Here is a 15,012-nt window from a genome sequence, read left to right on the forward strand (position 1 = left end):
GATGTGGGCGCTGGCACGGGGAGGACGGGCATGACGACGGCACTCGTACTGGCGGGCGGGATGCTCGGCGCACCGGCGCGTTACCTGGTCGATCGCTCGGTCTCCGCGCGCTTTCCCACCGGGCTGCCGTGGGGCACGCTAGCCGTTAACATTGTCGGTTCGGCGCTGCTCGGTGGTCTGATCGGCGCGAGTGCGGGCAGTACGCTGCTGGCCTTCGCGGGGACCGGCTTCTGTGGTGCGCTGACCACGTTCAGCACGTTCGGTTACGAGACGATCCGTCTGGTGACCGAGGGCGCCTACGTGTACGCCGTGGGCAATGTCGTGATCAGCGTCGCGGCGAGCCTGGCCGCGGTGTACGCCGCCGCGTCCCTCACCCAGTGGTTGTGCGCATGATCCTCATGACCAGCCGCGCGCAGCCGACACGGAAGGGAACACCCACCATGGCCCACGATCGCGCCGGACGGCCAGCCCGCCCGACCGACCTGGTGGACATCGCCCACCTGGTCACCGCGTACTACAGCCGCGTGCCCGATCCGGCCGAACCGAGTCAGCAGGTCGTGTTCGGTACCTCGGGACACCGCGGCTCGAGCGAGGATTGCGCGTTCAACGAGGCGCACATCATGGCGATCACCCAGGCGATCGTCGAATACCGCGCCACCCGCGGCATCACCGGCCCGGTCTACCTCGCGCGCGACACCCACGCGCTGAGCGAGCCCGCCTGGACCACCGCGCTCGAGGTGCTCGCCGGCAACGACGTCACCGCGGTGGTCGACGCGCGCGACCGCTACACCCCGACCCCGGCGCTGAGTCACGCTGTGCTGCGGCACAACCGGGGCGGTACCAAGCATCAGGCCGACGGCATCGTGGTCACCCCGTCGCACAACCCGCCGCGCGACGGCGGCTTCAAGTACAACCCGCCGCACGGCGGCCCGGCCGACACCAAGGCCACCGACGCCATCGCCGCGCGCGCCAACGAGTTGCTGCGCGGCGGCCTGGCCGGGGTCAAGCGGGTGTCGCTGACCCAGGCGCTGAGCACCCACGTCGAGCGCTACGACTACCTCGACCACTACGTCGCCGACCTCCCGAACGCGCTGAACCTGGACGCGATCCGGGGCGCGGGCATCCGGATGGGCGCCGACCCGATGGGCGGCGCGAGCGTCGACTACTGGGAGGAGATCGGGCAGCGGTTCGATCTCGAGCTCGAGGTCGTCAACCCGTTCGTCGACCCGACCTGGCGCTTCATGACCCTCGACAGCGACGGGCAGATCCGGATGGACCCGTCCTCCCGGCACGCCATGGCGGCCCTGGTCGGCATCAAGGACGACTACGACATCTCCACCGGCAACGACGCCGACGCCGACCGGCACGGCATCGTCACCCCCGACGGTGGCCTGATGAACCCCAACCACTTCCTGGCGGTGGCGATCGAATACCTGGTCGCCAACCGGATGTGGTGGGACGCGCTGACCAAGATCGGCAAGACGGTGGTGAGCTCGTCGATGATCGACCGGGTCGTCAACGTGCTCGGCCGCGACGTCTACGAGGTCCCGGTCGGGTTCAAGTGGTTCGTGCCCGGATTGTTCAGCGGCAGCCTGGCATTCGGCGGCGAGGAGAGCGCGGGCGCGTCCTTCCTGCGGATGGACGGCACCGTGTGGACCACCGACAAGGACGGCATCCTGCTGGCGCTGCTGGCCGCCGAGATCGCCGCCGTCACCGGGCAGACCCCGTCGGCCCGCTACGGCGAGCTCGAACGCCAGTACGGCAGCCCCGCCTACGCGCGCATCGACGCCGCGGCCACCGGCCCGCAGAAGGCCAAGCTCGCCGCGCTGACCCCGGACGCCATCACCGGCACCGAGATCGCGGGCGAGGAGATCACCGGCATCCTCACCACCGCGCGCGGCAACGGCGCGTCGCTGGGCGGGCTCAAGGTCACCACCGAGAACGCCTGGTTCGCGGCCCGCCCCTCCGGCACCGAGGACAAATACAAGATCTACGCCGAGTCGTTCCTCGGCGCCGAGCACCTGACCCAGGTGCAGGCCGCCGCCGAGGAGATGGTGACCCAGGCGCTGAGCGAGTGAGCGCACCCGCCAAGGTCCGGCTACCCGCCGAGATCTGGGTCCTGATCGCGGCGGCGTTCGTCATCGCGCTCGGTTTCGGGCTGGTCGCCCCGGTGCTGCCGCAGTACGCGCGCGAGTTCGGCGTCGGCATCGCGGCGGCTTCGGCGATCGTCAGCGCGTTCGCGTTGATGCGGTTGCTGTTCGCGCCCGCCAGCGGGCGGCTGGTGCAGAAGCTGGGCGAGCGGCGGGTGTATCTGGCCGGCATCGTGATCGTCGCGCTGTCGACCGGCGCGTGCGCGCTGGCGCAGACGTATTGGCAACTGCTGGTGCTGCGTTCGCTCGGCGGCGTCGGGTCGACGATGTTCACGGTGTCGTCGATGGCGCTGATCATCCGGGTCTCGCCGCCCGCCGCGCGCGGCCGGGTCTCGGGGGTGTACTCCACCAGCTTCCTGATCGGCTCGCTGCTCGGTCCGCTGGTCGGCGGCGGGCTGGCCGGGCTCGGGCTGCGCGCGCCGTTCCTGATCTACGCCGCCGCGCTGCTGATCGTGTGCCTCATCGTGTTCCTCGGCCTGCGCGAGTCGCCGGTGCTGGCGGCCGAGGAGGGCGCGGCCGGTCCGGCGTTCACCTTCCGGCACGCGTGGTCCGAGCCCGCCTACCGGGCGATCCTGCTGTCGAGTTTCGCCGGTGGCTGTGCCGTGTTCGGCGTGCGGATGGCCTTCGTGCCGCTGCTGGTCGTGGAGATCCTGCACCAGGAATCGGGCATGGCGGGCGTGGCGCTGACGGTCTTCGCGGCGGGCAACGCCGCCGTGCTGTTCGTCTCGGGCCGGCTGTCGGACCGATTCGGGCGCAAACCCTTCCTCATCGCCGGGTCGGCGATCTGCGCGCTCGGCACCGGCGTGCTCGGCTACGCCCCCTCGCTGCCCTGGTTCCTGGCCGCGTCGTTCGTGGCCGGCGTCGGGTCCGGCATGTTCAGCCCCGCCCAGCAGGCGGCACTGGCCGATGTGATCGGCAACCGCGCCCGCGGCGGTCCGGTGCTGGCGGCGTTCCAGATGGCCGCCGACCTGGGCACGGTGCTCGGGCCGATCGGGATCGGCTGGATCGCCGAGCACACCTCGTTCGGGGTCGGCATGGCGGTCACCGGCGGTGTGCTCGCGGTCTCGGCCACGGTCTGGCTGCTGACGCCCGAACCGTCGCGCATCCGGCACACCGAGGACCCGGAGCATCCCGATCACGCCGGCGACGGCATCGACCCGCAGTGCACCTGCGACGGCTGTCCCGACGGCGTTCCGGTCGTGCGCGCGGGTCTCGTCCCGTCGCGCAAGCCGCTCGACGCCGACACGCCGACTCGATAGATCCCCAGGTCAGCGGCGCAATCGACCGCCCAGGCGCCGCGTCTTCTGGCACTCGAGGCATTGTGGACGGGTGAGCAGCACCGGTTCTCAGCACAATCCACGTCCCGTTTCCAGCAACACCACCTACGCCCTGGCCGCGGTGGCGGTCGTGGTGATCGGGTTCCTCGTGTTCGCCGCGTTCAAGTGGACCAAGCAGGCGCCCACCGAGGTGCGCAACGACGGCTACGGCGCGGTGCGCGACGCCGCCGTGCAGGTCACGACCACGCCGGAGGGCGTCATCCGCCTGGGCAAGCCCGACGCGACGAAGACCGTCGACATCTTCGAAGACCCCATCTGCCCCGCCTGCGGCGCGATGGAGACGACCTTCGGTCAGGAACTCGCCCAGAAGATCGACGAGGGCAAGCTGGCGGTGAACTACCACTTCGTGACGTTCCTGGACACCCAGTCCAAGAGCAAGGACTACTCCACCCGCGCGTTCGCCGCGAATCTCTGCGTCGCCCAGACCGGTTCGGGCCCCACCTACAGCAAGTTCCACGAGGCGCTGTTCACCACCAAGCAGCCGGAGGAGGGCGGCGACGACCTGAGCAACCCGGCCCTGGCCACCCTGGCCATCGAATCCGGCGCCCCCGAGTCGGTCGGCCCCTGCATCACCAACGGCACCCAGCTCGACGCCGCCCGCGCCGCCGCCAAGAAGAACCTCGACGACCTCGACGCCCGCACCGGCAACAAGGCCGCCACCCCCGCCATCTACGACGGCACCACCAAGATCGACTGGACCGACCCGAACTGGGTCGTGAACCTCGCCCCCTGACACCCCCGCGTGAGGTTCGGCACATTCTACTCCGCCCCCACCCTCCCCGCCCCCCACGTAAGCCACACCCGCCCCGCCCGAAACCCCACTTTTTCGCCCTCTACCAGCCGATTTGTTGTCGCCGAGATGCATGGTGTAACTTCATTCAGGCAGCAGCGAGAGCGGCTGAAACAAAAGAACAAGGGGCTATGGCGCAGCTGGTAGCGCACCACACTGGCAGTGTGGGGGTCAGGGGTTCGAGTCCCCTTAGCTCCACCCAAATACAGGTCAGGCCCGGACTCAGTCCGGGCCTGACCTGTTTTGTGTTTGGCCCCGCGTTACCTCCCCGTTCTGGTCCTGCTTCCCGTCGATACGGCTTGGGCCGTCGGCGGGTCGGGTTCTACGCTGGCGGCATACGACCCGGCTGCTCCGGACGTGCGGCCACGTGGCGGTTGCCACGGCATCTTGAATCGACGCCGAAGGCTCAATCGGCTTGTTGGTTCAGATCCGGCCGACCTCGGGCTCGAATGCTGTCTACACCGTCGTACGGCCGTTCGTCGATGACGGCAAGGATGGCGGTGCGGCGCCGAGTTCTGTGGCGAGCTCTTGGGGAGGCTGAGCCCGATCGCCAAGTCGGCCTCGAGGTCTACGACCCGCAGGTCGACGCGAGGCCCGAACCTCGAGTTGGCCGAGTGTCACTGCTTCGGCACGGATTAGGCGACGCGTTGGTCAGACATCCCGCATCGCGGCCAGAGCTGCACGTGCGGCTGTAACCACCAGCGGCCACTCTGAATCGCCGAGGTATGTGGCATCCGGTGCGTTTCCCAGTCGGCCAATCATGGGACCGAGCACCCGGTCCAACTCGATCAGTCGGTCGACCTCTGGTCCGTCGACGAGCACGGTGCCGATCCTGCTGCGAGGGTCGGGGACGACTACGCAGTCGTCGTACAAGATACTGACGTTCACGTCCAGGTCGTCGTAAAAATTCTCTTGCGGGAATTCGTGATTTATCCAGACTCGCCTTTGATAGTCCGGATCGGCGAATGCTTCGAGTGCGTCGATCACGGAATCGCGCATCTCGGGATATTGAACATCGGTCATGGTTGATTCCAACTCCTCCAAGTCAGCCATTCACTCAACGGAATATGTGCCATCTCCGGGTTGGTCTTGATGCTTCCGTCGATGGGCTTTCCATCCCGACCTATCACCTTGCCCCCGGATCGGACTATGACGTGGTCCACCTGTTGTGTCGGATACTGACTGGTGGGGTCGCCCTGGTCGATCCGTATACCGTTGCCCTGGTCCTTGGGGTCCTCCCAACGCTGCCCGACCTTCTTGCTGTTCGGTTTCCCTTCTCCCCACTCGGTCGGGACTTTATCGGTGGCGGACTTCGGGGGAAATCGTACGGGATCATCGGGCTTTCCGTCATTATCCAAATCCATTTCAGTGAGCAATATCGGCAGGTCGGCAACGGCGGTCAGTCCACCTTTTGTCAGTACTGCCATGGTGAAGGTGAATCCGCTCAGCGCGGTGAGGAACGTGTTGGCGGGACCAGCTAGCGCTCCGGCGGCCTGGTTCAGGAAGTCGATCTCTTCTTGGCGTTCGCTGGGTGTCTTTTGCTCATTCGGCTTCTTTTGCTTCGCTGGTGGCTCTTTGACCCGCACCATCGAAGTCCCGATCTGAATGGCGGTGGCGACCACCACCATGGCGAACTGAGTGTTCATGTCCGAGCGCATCGTGGTCAAAGCAGTCTTGTGGGCGTCGACTCCGGCCGCGATGTCACGGGCGGCGGCTTCGATCTCGCCTACGCTGGCAGCGAGCGTACGAAGGTGGCCTGCGAGGTTTGGGATGTCTTCCGGGACATCGGAGCCGTAGCCACGCTCCAGTCCAGAGGCGACCGTCAACAGGCGTCCCTTGCCGCCGTACACCGGGTCCGACTGAGCGAAGGTCTTCCACGCGGTTGCGGCACGCGCGAGCTTGTCGGTGTCGCCATCAGGGACCTCGCCACCAGCGACAAGGCCGGTGACTTTTTCTTGCAGTTCGGTCCAGTCTGTCTCGAGTCCGCGACTGTTGGTCCCCGACGACGCGACGCCGGTGACTACGCCCGCGCCATAGGGTAATTCCGAGGGGAAGCCACTGGGTAAAGCCGGTGGGTCACCCTTTTTGGCGTCGCGGTTGGCTTTGTACTCCCCGCACTTCCAGTTGTAGCCGGCCGCGGTCAATATGTCCCCGAAGTGTTGCAGGGCCGACGCGAAGCTGGTCGCCACCAGCGTCACTGCGGCGGCGCGGTCGTCGTAGGCTTTCGACCACGTCTTGACCGCTTGGTAGCCACCGGCCATCGCGCTGGTTTCCAACAGGACGGTTTGCAGCGAATTGTAGACGGTTTGGAATTTCTCCGACAGGTCGTAGCATTCCCTGGCCGCGCTCTCATAGGACTGCGGGGAGATCGAGCCCACTGAGTTCAGCCACCGCTCATTCTCAAATTGATCTCCGCGGCCGCACTGTAGGCGTCGCGGGCGGTGACGACGGCGTTGTACATGTCAGTGATTCCTTCGACCACCGCGGCTGCCCCGGTTGCCCATTCCCGATAAGCTTCCTCCTGGGCGGTGGCGGCGGCTCCCTGCCAGTTTTGTTGAATGGTGGCGATCCGGTGGTTGATTCCGTCGAGACTTTCGGTGAGGAATCCGATGAATCCATTGGCGCGGGTGACGAGCTGGTCCAGATCGTCGATGTCGAACGTGAAGTCGCGTGCGTCGTCGGCCATCACATGTTCAGTTCCGGTAGGTCGACCGAACTCAGGTCGACGGAATTCGAGATGTCTTGGTTGGCAACGGTTTTGCTTGCGACACCTAAGAGTCCACCCATGGTGTTGAGGGCGTTCAACACGTCGGCGGCGCCCTCCTTGGTTGTAGTCCAGCCGTCCCCGAATGCGTCTGCCGCCGCGCCGCTCCACTTGTCCAGGACACTCGATACGTCGCGGTCGAGCGAACTCAGTCCGTTGATCAGAGAATCCGCGACCTGCTGGATGTAGACACCGGCATCGGTTACCTCGCTGGGAACCATCGCGAAATCTGTTCCGGGCGTACCTGACTCAGTCGACACGTGAGCCCCCTCCTCAATGTATCGAGACCAACGTAGCGACACTCCGGCGCGGAACGCAACAGCAAGAGTGGCGGCGCTCGTGGCCCTTATGGCAGCGCCGCCCATCTCAGTCGTAGCGGGTGGGGACGCTGCGATGCTCGCTGTAATGCCCTGTTGCTGAACATGATTCGCTGGATCGGCCGCCAGTCGATCCGGTCATCCGGTGCGTCTCGGGGCCGGGTTGGCACGACAGCGGGATCGCGGCCGGTTTCGGCGCGATCCCGCTGCTGTTCGCCGGACTGTCGTCGGCGGGGGTCTCCGGGTCAGGAGACGGAATGGCCGTCCCAGGAGACGAGCTTCCAGCCCTTCGCGGGGCTGCCCTTCACGACCACCCGGCCGGTGTTGTGCAGGGGGTCGGTCTGCAGCTTGCTCGGGTCCGGGTTCTCGACGGACATGAGCGCCCAGAACATGATGGCGCCACCGTGGGAGAAGATCACGGCCCGCTTGTCGCCGCGGTTCTGGACGTCGCGGATGGAGTCGTCCATGCGCTTCTTGAACTCGTGGCCGTTCAGGGAACCCGGGATACGGGCGTCGAGATTGCCCTGGATCCACTGGATCGGGGCGGCGAGGTAGCCCTCGCGCGCTTCCGCCTCCGGGGTGCCCTCGTAGATGCCGGCCTCGATCTCGTGGAAGCCTTCCTCCACGACGGTGGGCTGATTGCATCGCTGTGCGGTCGGCGCTGCGGTCTGCTGGGTGCGCACCATCGTCGACGCGTAGATGCCGTCGAACTTGCAGTCGCTCAGGAACTCGGCCACCGCGACGGCCTGGTCCCGTCCCTTGGCGGTCAGGTCGGGCCCCGGCACCGACGTGTCGATCAGGCCGGAGGTGTTGCCCGCGGATTGCCCGTGGCGGACGAAGGTGAGGAACATTTCACCGGTGTCGCCGAACGAGCTGCCGGTGTTCGGCGCGGCGACGGCGCTGCCGCTGCCGGCGGCGATGAGGGCCCCTACCGCGATGATCGATCCGAGGATCGCGGACGGACGGGATTTCAGCAGACGCATTGAGACTCCTTCGTGGCTATGCGTGTGAGCCAGGACACTAGGGTCAGCTCGGCACCCCTCCTCGACGCTCTCCCGATCACCGGGACACCTCTCCCACGTCCCTTGTCAACGCTCGTTCCGTGTGTCCCCGCGCCGAGACCTCGCCGACCGACACGGTTCGGTCGAGGGCGCTCGATCTGTCCGGTCGGGCCCCCTGCCGGGCCGGACGCGCCCTCCTTCGCACCGTCGTTTGTGACTTGAATACGCGGATGGTCATTGGAAATCGTCCGGTCTCACGTCGGTCGCTGTTCGCCGGAACAGCCGCCGCCACCGCCGCCGCGGTGGGATCGACCCTGCTCGGCACCGCGAGGGCCGATCCGGGATCCGGGGACGGCCAGGCGTATCTGATCGGGTGCGGGATCGCGGACACGACCGGCGCGATCGCGGGGCAGGGCACCATGGGGTACTCCGATGTCGAGATCGTCGCCGAGGGGCTGCGGATGCGGACGTGGGCGCGGGCGTTCGTCGTCGTCGACCGGGCCAACGGTGACCGGGTGGCCTTCGTGACCGTCGATATCGCGTGCGTGTTCCAGTCCGTGCATCTGGAGGTGATGCGCCGGCTGGCGCAGCGGTTCGGTGATCTGTACACCGAGCGCACCGTGAACATCAACGCGACCCACAATCACAGCTCGTGCGGTGGCACCGCGCGGGAGTACGCGTATTCCCTTGCCGCCTACGGCTTTCAGCGGAATTCGCACGAGGCGGAGGTGAACGGCATCGTCGCCGCGATCGTCGCCGCCCACGAACGGCTGGCGCCCGGCGAGCTGTGGCTGGGGCGCGGCGAATTGCACGACGCGAGCGCCAATCGCGCGCGCGTCGCCTTCGAACTCAACCCGGACGAGGACAAAGCGCAGTTCCCGAACGCGATCGATCCGGCGATCACCGTGCTGCGGCTGCGGCAGGGCGGACACGATGTGGGCGCGATCGCCTGGTTCGCCACCCACGGCACCTCGCTGTCCGACCGCTATCGCCTGATCGCGGGCGAGCACAAGGGCTACGCCAGCTACCGGTGGGAGCACGACGAGAACGGTGTGCGCTACCAGGACGGGCAGCCCCGGTTCCTGGCCGCGTTCCCGCAGACCAACGCGGGCGACATGTCGCCGAACCTGAATCTCACGCCTTGGCGCCCGTCCGGGCCGACCGACGACAACCAGCTCAACTGCGCGCTCATCGGGGAACGCCAATATCAGGCCGCGCGTGCGGCTTTCGACACCGCGCGGCCGATGACGAGCACCGGCGTGGACGCGGTGACCCGCTACGTCGACATGGGTGCGGTCGCCATCGACGGTGCCTACACCCCCGACGGCAGACCGGCCAGGACCGCACCGGCGATGATCGGCATCACCCTGGTGGCCAACAAGTCGACCGACAACTACCACCACATCATCCCGATCCTCGAGGAAGGCATGACCAACCCCGTCGTGGCGGCGCTCGGTGGCCTGGACGGGCCGATCGAAGGGTGGATGCGCGATATCCAGGCACCCAAGATCGTGCTGGCGCCGCTGGGGACGATGCCGCCGCGCCCCTGGGTGCCGAATGTGGTGCCGATCCAGATCCTGCGGCTGGGCGAGCTGGTGCTGGCCGCCGGTCCGGCCGAGTACAGCATCGTGGCGGGACTGCGGGTCCGGCGCGTGGTGGCCCGGGCATTGGGTGTGGCCGTCGACACCGTGCTGATGCAGGGTTACGCGAACGGCTACACCGGATATTCGGTCACCCCGGAGGAGTACGTCTCCCAGCAGTACGAGGGCGGGCACACCGTGTTCGGGCGATGGACGCTGTCCGCCTACATGCAGGAATTCGACACACTGGCACGGGCGCTGGCGGCCCGGATCGATCCCGGCCGTGGCCCGGCCCCGCTGGACTGGACCTCGGGCCCGCAACCGAATCTGCTGCCTGCGGTCCCGCCGGACGTGCCCGTCGACGGGTGTGGCTTCGGTGATGTCCTGAGCCCGCCCGCGGCGACCACCCGGCGTGGCGAGACGGTGTCGGTCGAGTTCGTCGGTGCCCATCCGGTCAACGACTTCCGCACCGGTGGAACCTATTTCGAGGTGCAGTGCGGCGATGGGCGGCAGTGGCGACGGGTCTTCGACGACAACGATTGGTGTACCGAGCTGCATTGGTCGCGCCCGGACGGACAGCCCGCCGCCTCACGCGTCCGGGTGAGCTGGACGATTCCCGGCGACACCGCGCCGGGCCGTTACCGCATCGTCTATCACGGCGATAGCCGGGACCCGAACGCCACGGTCACCGCCTTCACCGGCACTTCACCGGACTTCGTCGTCGCCTGACGCGGAGGCGGCCCGGCCCTCCGGCCGGGCCGCCTCGCGGTGTCTCAAGCTCCGTCCCGCGCGGCCCCGCGCCCGGTCTGCCTGCCGGAGAACAGGCAGCCACCGAGGAAGGTGCCTTCCAGCGCGCGATAGCCGTGCACGCCGCCGCCACCGAACCCGGCGACCTCGCCCGCGGCGTAGAGCCCACGGATCGGTTCCCCACGGACGTCGAGGACGCGACCGTCGAGATCGGTCTGCAAGCCGCCGAGAGTCTTGCGGGTGACGATGTTCATCCGGATGGCGATGAGCGGCCCGGCCGCCGGGTCCAGGATCCGGTGCGGCTCGGTGGTGCGGGCCAGGCTGTCGCCGACGTAGTCGCGGGAACGGCGGATGGCCAGGACCCGGGGATCGGTGCTCCCGGGATCACCGATCTCGTTGTCGCGCTGGATGATCTGATCGCGCAGCGGGTCGAGCCGGATGAGGTCGCGGCCGGTCAGGCGGTTCATCCCCGCGACGAGCCCGGCCAGATCGTCGGCGACGACGAAATCCTCGCCCCGGTCCAGGAACGCGCGCACCGGCGGCGGTGTGTCGGTCAGCGCCTGCATCGCGAGGTAGCCGGCGAGGTCCTTGCGGGTGATCTCGGGATTCTGCTCGGAGCCCGACAGGATGAACTCCTTGTCGGCGATGCGCTGATTCAGCACGAACCAGGAGTAGTCGTAGCCGGTCCGCTGGATCAGTTCGAGGGTGCCGAGGGTGTCCACACTGGGGATGCCGGGTGCGGGGAAGGCGTTGCCCTCGGCGTCGAACCACAGCGAGGACGGGGCGGCGAGCACCCGGATGCCGTGACCGGGCCAGATCGGCGAGTGATTGCTCAGCCCTTCCGTGTAGTGCCACATGCGATCCCGGTTGACCAGGCGGGCGCCCGCGGCTTCGGAGATGCCGATCATGCGGCCGTCGACGTGGGCCGGGACTCCGGTGATCATTCGCGCCGGCGGCGTCCCGAGCCGGGCGGGCCAATTGCGGCGCACCAGTTCGTGATTGCCGCCGATACCGCCCGCGGTCACGATCACCTGCGCGGCGGTGAACGCGAACTCGCCGACCGGCACCCGGGAGCTGGGGGTGCCGCGGGCGGCGCCGCTGGGCTCCAGGACGGTGCCGCGCACCCCGGTGACCGCGCCGTCGGTGAGCACCAGGCCGTCGACCTGATGGCGGAACCCGACGGTGAGCTGTCGGCCCATGGCCGCGCGCGCCTGCCGCTCGAACGGCTCGACCACCCCGGGGCCGGTGCCGAGGGTCACGTGGAAGCGGGGGACGGAGTTGCCGACGCCGTTGTCGGCCTGGCCGCGTTCGGCCCAGCCCACGATCGGCACCCAGTTCATGCCGAGGCCGCGCAGCCAGGACTGCTTCTCGCCGGCGGCGAAATTCAGGTAGGCCTCGGCCCACCGCTTTCCCCAATAGTCCTCGCCGAGTGCGTCATCGGGTCCGCGGTCCCAGCCCGCGGTGCGGAACCAGTCGCCGCGGGCCAGGTCGAGGGAATCCCGGATCCCGGCCAGCCGCTGCTCGACGGAATCGATCAGGAACAGCCCGCCCAGCGACCAGTGCGCCTGGCCGCCGAAACTCGCCTCCGGTTCCTGGTCGAGCAGCAGCACGCGCCGCCCGGCGGCGACCAGTTCCGCGGTGGCGACCAGCCCGGCCAGGCCTGCGCCGATGACGATGACATCGGCGTCGGCACCGGGTCCGGCCAGGGCGGGGCGAGCGTTGTGCAGCGCCAGGGCAGCGGCGGCGGTGACCCCGCCGAGTGCGAACAGGCCGCGACGGGTCAGGGTGTTTTCAGGAGACATGCAGGGGTCCTCGCGGGAAGGGGGCAGGATCCCCGGTATTCCAGTCGCGCGATGTCGGCGGCGCGAGGGGCGTTCCAGTCCGGGAGAGGGCAGAACCGGACAGCGATCGAGGCTGTCCGGTTCTGCCCCCTGCTTTGCCGTCTTCCCCCTTATCGAATCCGGGCGCGCGCCTGTTCGATTCCCCAATGTCAGAAAACGAAGCGCAGGCAGCACCGCAGCGGGTTTGTATTATCGGGGCCGGACCGGCGGGATTGTCCGCGGCCAGGGCGTTGAAGCGGCTCGGGATCGCCTACGACCAGTTCGAGCGGCATTCCGATGTCGGCGGGATCTGGGATCTCGACAACCCCGGCACGCCGATGTACGAGTCCGCGCATTTCATCTCCTCGCGCAAGACCTCGGGATTCTTCGACTTCCCCATGCCCGAGACCTATCCGGACTACCCGGGCAACCGGCAGATCCTGGACTACACGCGCTCGTTCGCCGCGGCGTACGGGCTGCGCGCGGCCATCAGGTTCGACTGCGCCGTCACCGACGTGCGGCGCGACGGTGACGCGTGGGAGGTCACCCTGGCCGACGGCACCGTGCGCCATTACCGCGCGGTCATCTGCGCGACCGGGGTGACCTGGTCACCGCGCGTGCCACGGCACCAGGGCGAGTTCGCGGGGGAGGTGCGGCATTCGTCGACCTATCGCAGCGCCCTGGAATTCCGTGGGCGCCGGGTGCTGATCGTCGGCCTCGGCAATTCCGGCGCCGATATCGCGTGTGACGCGGCCGCGAATGCCGACGCCGCGTTCGTCAGCATCCGGCGCGGCTATCACCTGATCCCCAAACACATTCTCGGCATCCCGAGCGACGAACTCGCCAACGGCGGGCCGCAGCTACCGCTGTGGCTGGAGCGCCCGTTCTTCCGGGCCGTCCTGCGCGTGCTCCAGGGCGATCTGACGAAATACGGGCTGCCGAAGCCGGATCACAAACTGTTCGAATCGCATCCGCTGCTCAACAGTCAGCTGGTCCATTACCTGCAACACGGGGATGTCGCGATCCGGCCCGATGTCGCGGCGCTGGACGGGTCGCGGGTGCGGTTCGTCGACGGCAGCAGCGAGGAGGTGGATCTGGTGCTGTACGCGACGGGGTACGACTGGTCGATTCCCTACGCCGAGAAGTACTTCCAGTGGAACGAGGGCAGGCCCGACCTGTACATGTCGGTGTTCAGCCGCGACCACCACAATCTGTTCGGGCTGGGCTACCTCGAGATCAACTCCAGCGCGTACACCCTGTTCGACCACATCAGCAATGTCGTCGCGCAGTATCTGCACGATCAGGATCACCGCCCCGACCGGGCGGCCGAATTCGATCAGCTCATCGCCGCCGATCGGCCGAAACTCGACGGCGGCATCAACTTTCTCGCCTCCGCGCGCCACCGCTCCTATGTCGACGCCCGCGCCTACCACCGCTATCTGGCGGGACTGCGTCGGCGCATGGGGTGGGACGACCTCCTGGCAGGCCGCTTCGAGGCGATCCGGTCCGCGTCATGAGGTGCCTGGTCACCGGCGCGACCGGTTTCGTCGGCGCCAATCTGGTGCGTGAGCTGCTCGACGCGGGGCACGAGGTGACGGCGTCGGGCATGCCGGGGTCGCCGACCCGGTGGCTCGAGGAGTTGCCGATCACCGTCCGGCTCGCCGACCTCACCGAAGCGGGGGTCGCCCGCGAGCTGGTCGACGGGCACGACTGGGTCTTCCACGTCGCGGGGGACACCTCGACCTGGTCGGGGCTGGCCGAGCGGCGCCGCAAGGTCAACGCCGTGGTCCCGGCGCTGCTCGCCGACGCCGCGCTGGATACCGGGGTGCGGCGGTTCCTGCACACCAGCACCACCGATGTCCTCGGCTACTTCCCGGACGGGCGCCCGGTCGACGAGAACGGCGGAGATCATCTGTTCACCGGGATCGGCTATCACTACGCCGACACCAAACTCGCCGGTGAGCTCGCGGTCCGGCACCGGATCGAACGCGGTCTGGACGCCGTGGTCGTCTACCCCGGGTTCATGATCGGCCCGTACGACTACACCCTCCAGATCGGCCGGGTGATCCGTGCGTTGCAGCAGGGCCGGCGCTACCCGGCTCCGCCCGGCACCACCTCCTGGTGCGACGTGCGCGCGGTGGCCCGCGGGATGATCGCCGCGCTCGACCACGGAAGTACCGGCGGCAGTTACATTCTCGCCGGACCGAATCACAGCTACCACGACGTGTTCACCCGGATGGCCGAACTCGTCGGCGCCGCCAAGCGGCCGCTACGCGTCCCGCGCCCGCTGCTGGCCGCCGCGGGCGCGCTCGGCGAACTCACCGCCCTGGTCACCGGGACCGCGCCGGACCTCGACCCCGGTCTGGCGCGGTATCTCTCGCTGCCGCAGGCGACGAGCAGCGCGCGGGCCGTCGCCGAGCTCGGCTACCACCCGGGTGACCTCGAGACCGCGATCCTCGACGCCGCGCGCTGGTACGACCAGCACCTGCCGGGGTGAGGATCGCGT

At 68.1% G+C, this 15,012-nt stretch carries 13 protein-coding genes and 1 tRNA gene; 8 read left to right on the top strand and 6 right to left on the bottom strand.

Features of this window, described 5'->3' with window-relative positions; all coding sequences use genetic code 11:
- The first annotated feature begins 30 nt into the window (after nucleotides 1-30).
- The 5 genes from crcB (at nucleotide 31) to ACFYWJ_RS12950 (ending at nucleotide 4,475) form a co-directional block, all read left to right on the top strand.
- Nucleotides 31-393 (top strand): fluoride efflux transporter CrcB, encoded by a 363-nt coding sequence (crcB, locus tag ACFYWJ_RS12930; RefSeq protein WP_355282995.1) that lies wholly within the window; start codon nucleotides 31-33, stop codon nucleotides 391-393.
- A 47-nt stretch (nucleotides 394-440) separates the two neighbouring features.
- Nucleotides 441-2,078, top strand: a complete 1,638-nt coding sequence (gene pgm / locus ACFYWJ_RS12935; protein ID WP_355282992.1) for a phosphoglucomutase (alpha-D-glucose-1,6-bisphosphate-dependent) — start codon at nucleotides 441-443, stop codon at nucleotides 2,076-2,078.
- A complete protein-coding gene (locus ACFYWJ_RS12940) occupies nucleotides 2,075-3,409 on the top strand; it encodes an MFS transporter (protein WP_355282989.1) in 1,335 nt (444 codons plus the stop codon). The genes pgm and ACFYWJ_RS12940 overlap by 4 nt, the downstream gene beginning before the upstream one ends.
- A gap of 70 nt (nucleotides 3,410-3,479) precedes the next feature.
- On the top strand, nucleotides 3,480-4,220 hold the full coding sequence (locus ACFYWJ_RS12945; RefSeq protein ID WP_355282986.1) for a thioredoxin domain-containing protein: 741 nt from the start codon (nucleotides 3,480-3,482) through the stop codon (nucleotides 4,218-4,220).
- A gap of 182 nt (nucleotides 4,221-4,402) precedes the next feature.
- Nucleotides 4,403-4,475, top strand: a tRNA-Ala gene (locus ACFYWJ_RS12950).
- A gap of 453 nt (nucleotides 4,476-4,928) precedes the next feature.
- Here the strand turns inward: ACFYWJ_RS12950 and ACFYWJ_RS12955 are convergent.
- From ACFYWJ_RS12955 to ACFYWJ_RS12975, 5 genes are all read right to left on the bottom strand, one after another.
- Nucleotides 4,929-5,300, bottom strand: coding sequence for a hypothetical protein (locus ACFYWJ_RS12955; protein ID WP_355282984.1), 372 nt, complete (start codon nucleotides 5,298-5,300; stop codon nucleotides 4,929-4,931).
- Nucleotides 5,297-6,655: a hypothetical protein gene (locus tag ACFYWJ_RS12960; RefSeq protein ID WP_355282981.1), complete on the bottom strand. Its 1,359-nt coding sequence runs from the start codon at nucleotides 6,653-6,655 to the stop codon at nucleotides 5,297-5,299. Before ACFYWJ_RS12960 ends, ACFYWJ_RS12955 begins: the two co-directional genes overlap by 4 nt.
- Before the next feature lie 5 nt (nucleotides 6,656-6,660).
- Complete coding sequence (locus tag ACFYWJ_RS12965) at nucleotides 6,661-6,963, bottom strand: WXG100 family type VII secretion target (RefSeq protein ID WP_355282979.1); 303 nt, start codon at nucleotides 6,961-6,963, stop codon at nucleotides 6,661-6,663.
- The gene (locus ACFYWJ_RS12970; RefSeq protein WP_355282976.1) at nucleotides 6,963-7,301 is read right to left on the bottom strand and encodes a WXG100 family type VII secretion target; all 339 of its coding nucleotides are present in this window, start codon (nucleotides 7,299-7,301) and stop codon (nucleotides 6,963-6,965) included. The genes ACFYWJ_RS12965 and ACFYWJ_RS12970 overlap by 1 nt, the downstream gene beginning before the upstream one ends.
- 302 nt (nucleotides 7,302-7,603) lie before the next feature.
- Nucleotides 7,604-8,341 carry a histidine phosphatase family protein gene (locus tag ACFYWJ_RS12975; protein ID WP_355282973.1) on the bottom strand — a complete coding sequence of 246 codons (738 nt, stop codon included), beginning with the start codon at nucleotides 8,339-8,341 and terminating at the stop codon, nucleotides 7,604-7,606.
- A 248-nt stretch (nucleotides 8,342-8,589) separates the two neighbouring features.
- Here ACFYWJ_RS12975 and ACFYWJ_RS12980 point away from each other — a divergent pair, with 248 nt between their 5' ends.
- A complete protein-coding gene (locus ACFYWJ_RS12980) occupies nucleotides 8,590-10,668 on the top strand; it encodes a neutral/alkaline ceramidase (protein WP_355282970.1) in 2,079 nt (692 codons plus the stop codon).
- A 44-nt stretch (nucleotides 10,669-10,712) separates the two neighbouring features.
- Here ACFYWJ_RS12980 and ACFYWJ_RS12985 read toward each other — a convergent pair whose 3' ends face one another.
- Nucleotides 10,713-12,488, bottom strand: a complete 1,776-nt coding sequence (locus ACFYWJ_RS12985; RefSeq protein WP_355282967.1) for an FAD-binding dehydrogenase — start codon at nucleotides 12,486-12,488, stop codon at nucleotides 10,713-10,715.
- Nucleotides 12,489-12,673: 185 nt separating this feature from the next.
- On the opposite strand from ACFYWJ_RS12985, the gene ACFYWJ_RS12990 reads away from it, so the two are divergent.
- Both ACFYWJ_RS12990 and ACFYWJ_RS12995 read left to right on the top strand, forming a co-directional pair.
- Complete coding sequence (locus ACFYWJ_RS12990) at nucleotides 12,674-14,023, top strand: NAD(P)-binding domain-containing protein (protein ID WP_355282964.1); 1,350 nt, start codon at nucleotides 12,674-12,676, stop codon at nucleotides 14,021-14,023.
- Nucleotides 14,020-15,003, top strand: a complete 984-nt coding sequence (locus ACFYWJ_RS12995; protein WP_355282961.1) for an NAD-dependent epimerase/dehydratase family protein — start codon at nucleotides 14,020-14,022, stop codon at nucleotides 15,001-15,003. Before ACFYWJ_RS12990 ends, ACFYWJ_RS12995 begins: the two co-directional genes overlap by 4 nt.
- Nucleotides 15,004-15,012: the final 9 nt, after the last annotated feature.

Origin of the sequence: Nocardia sp. NPDC003269, assembly GCF_042888005.1 — a bacterium.
In the GTDB taxonomy this organism is placed as follows: Bacteria; Actinomycetota; Actinomycetes; order Mycobacteriales; family Mycobacteriaceae; genus Nocardia.

Coding starts and splice junctions, on each gene's coding strand:
- crcB (WP_355282995.1), top strand. CDS start 31: ATGACGACGGCACTCGTACTGGCGGGCGGGATGCTCGGCGCACCGGCG.
- pgm (WP_355282992.1), top strand. CDS start 441: ATGGCCCACGATCGCGCCGGACGGCCAGCCCGCCCGACCGACCTGGTG.
- ACFYWJ_RS12955 (WP_355282984.1), bottom strand. CDS start 5,300: ATGACCGATGTTCAATATCCCGAGATGCGCGATTCCGTGATCGACGCA.
- ACFYWJ_RS12965 (WP_355282979.1), bottom strand. CDS start 6,963: ATGGCCGACGACGCACGCGACTTCACGTTCGACATCGACGATCTGGAC.
- ACFYWJ_RS12975 (WP_355282973.1), bottom strand. CDS start 8,341: ATGCGTCTGCTGAAATCCCGTCCGTCCGCGATCCTCGGATCGATCATC.
- ACFYWJ_RS12980 (WP_355282970.1), top strand. CDS start 8,590: ATGGTCATTGGAAATCGTCCGGTCTCACGTCGGTCGCTGTTCGCCGGA.
- ACFYWJ_RS12985 (WP_355282967.1), bottom strand. CDS start 12,488: ATGTCTCCTGAAAACACCCTGACCCGTCGCGGCCTGTTCGCACTCGGC.
- ACFYWJ_RS12990 (WP_355282964.1), top strand. CDS start 12,674: ATGTCAGAAAACGAAGCGCAGGCAGCACCGCAGCGGGTTTGTATTATC.
- ACFYWJ_RS12995 (WP_355282961.1), top strand. CDS start 14,020: ATGAGGTGCCTGGTCACCGGCGCGACCGGTTTCGTCGGCGCCAATCTG.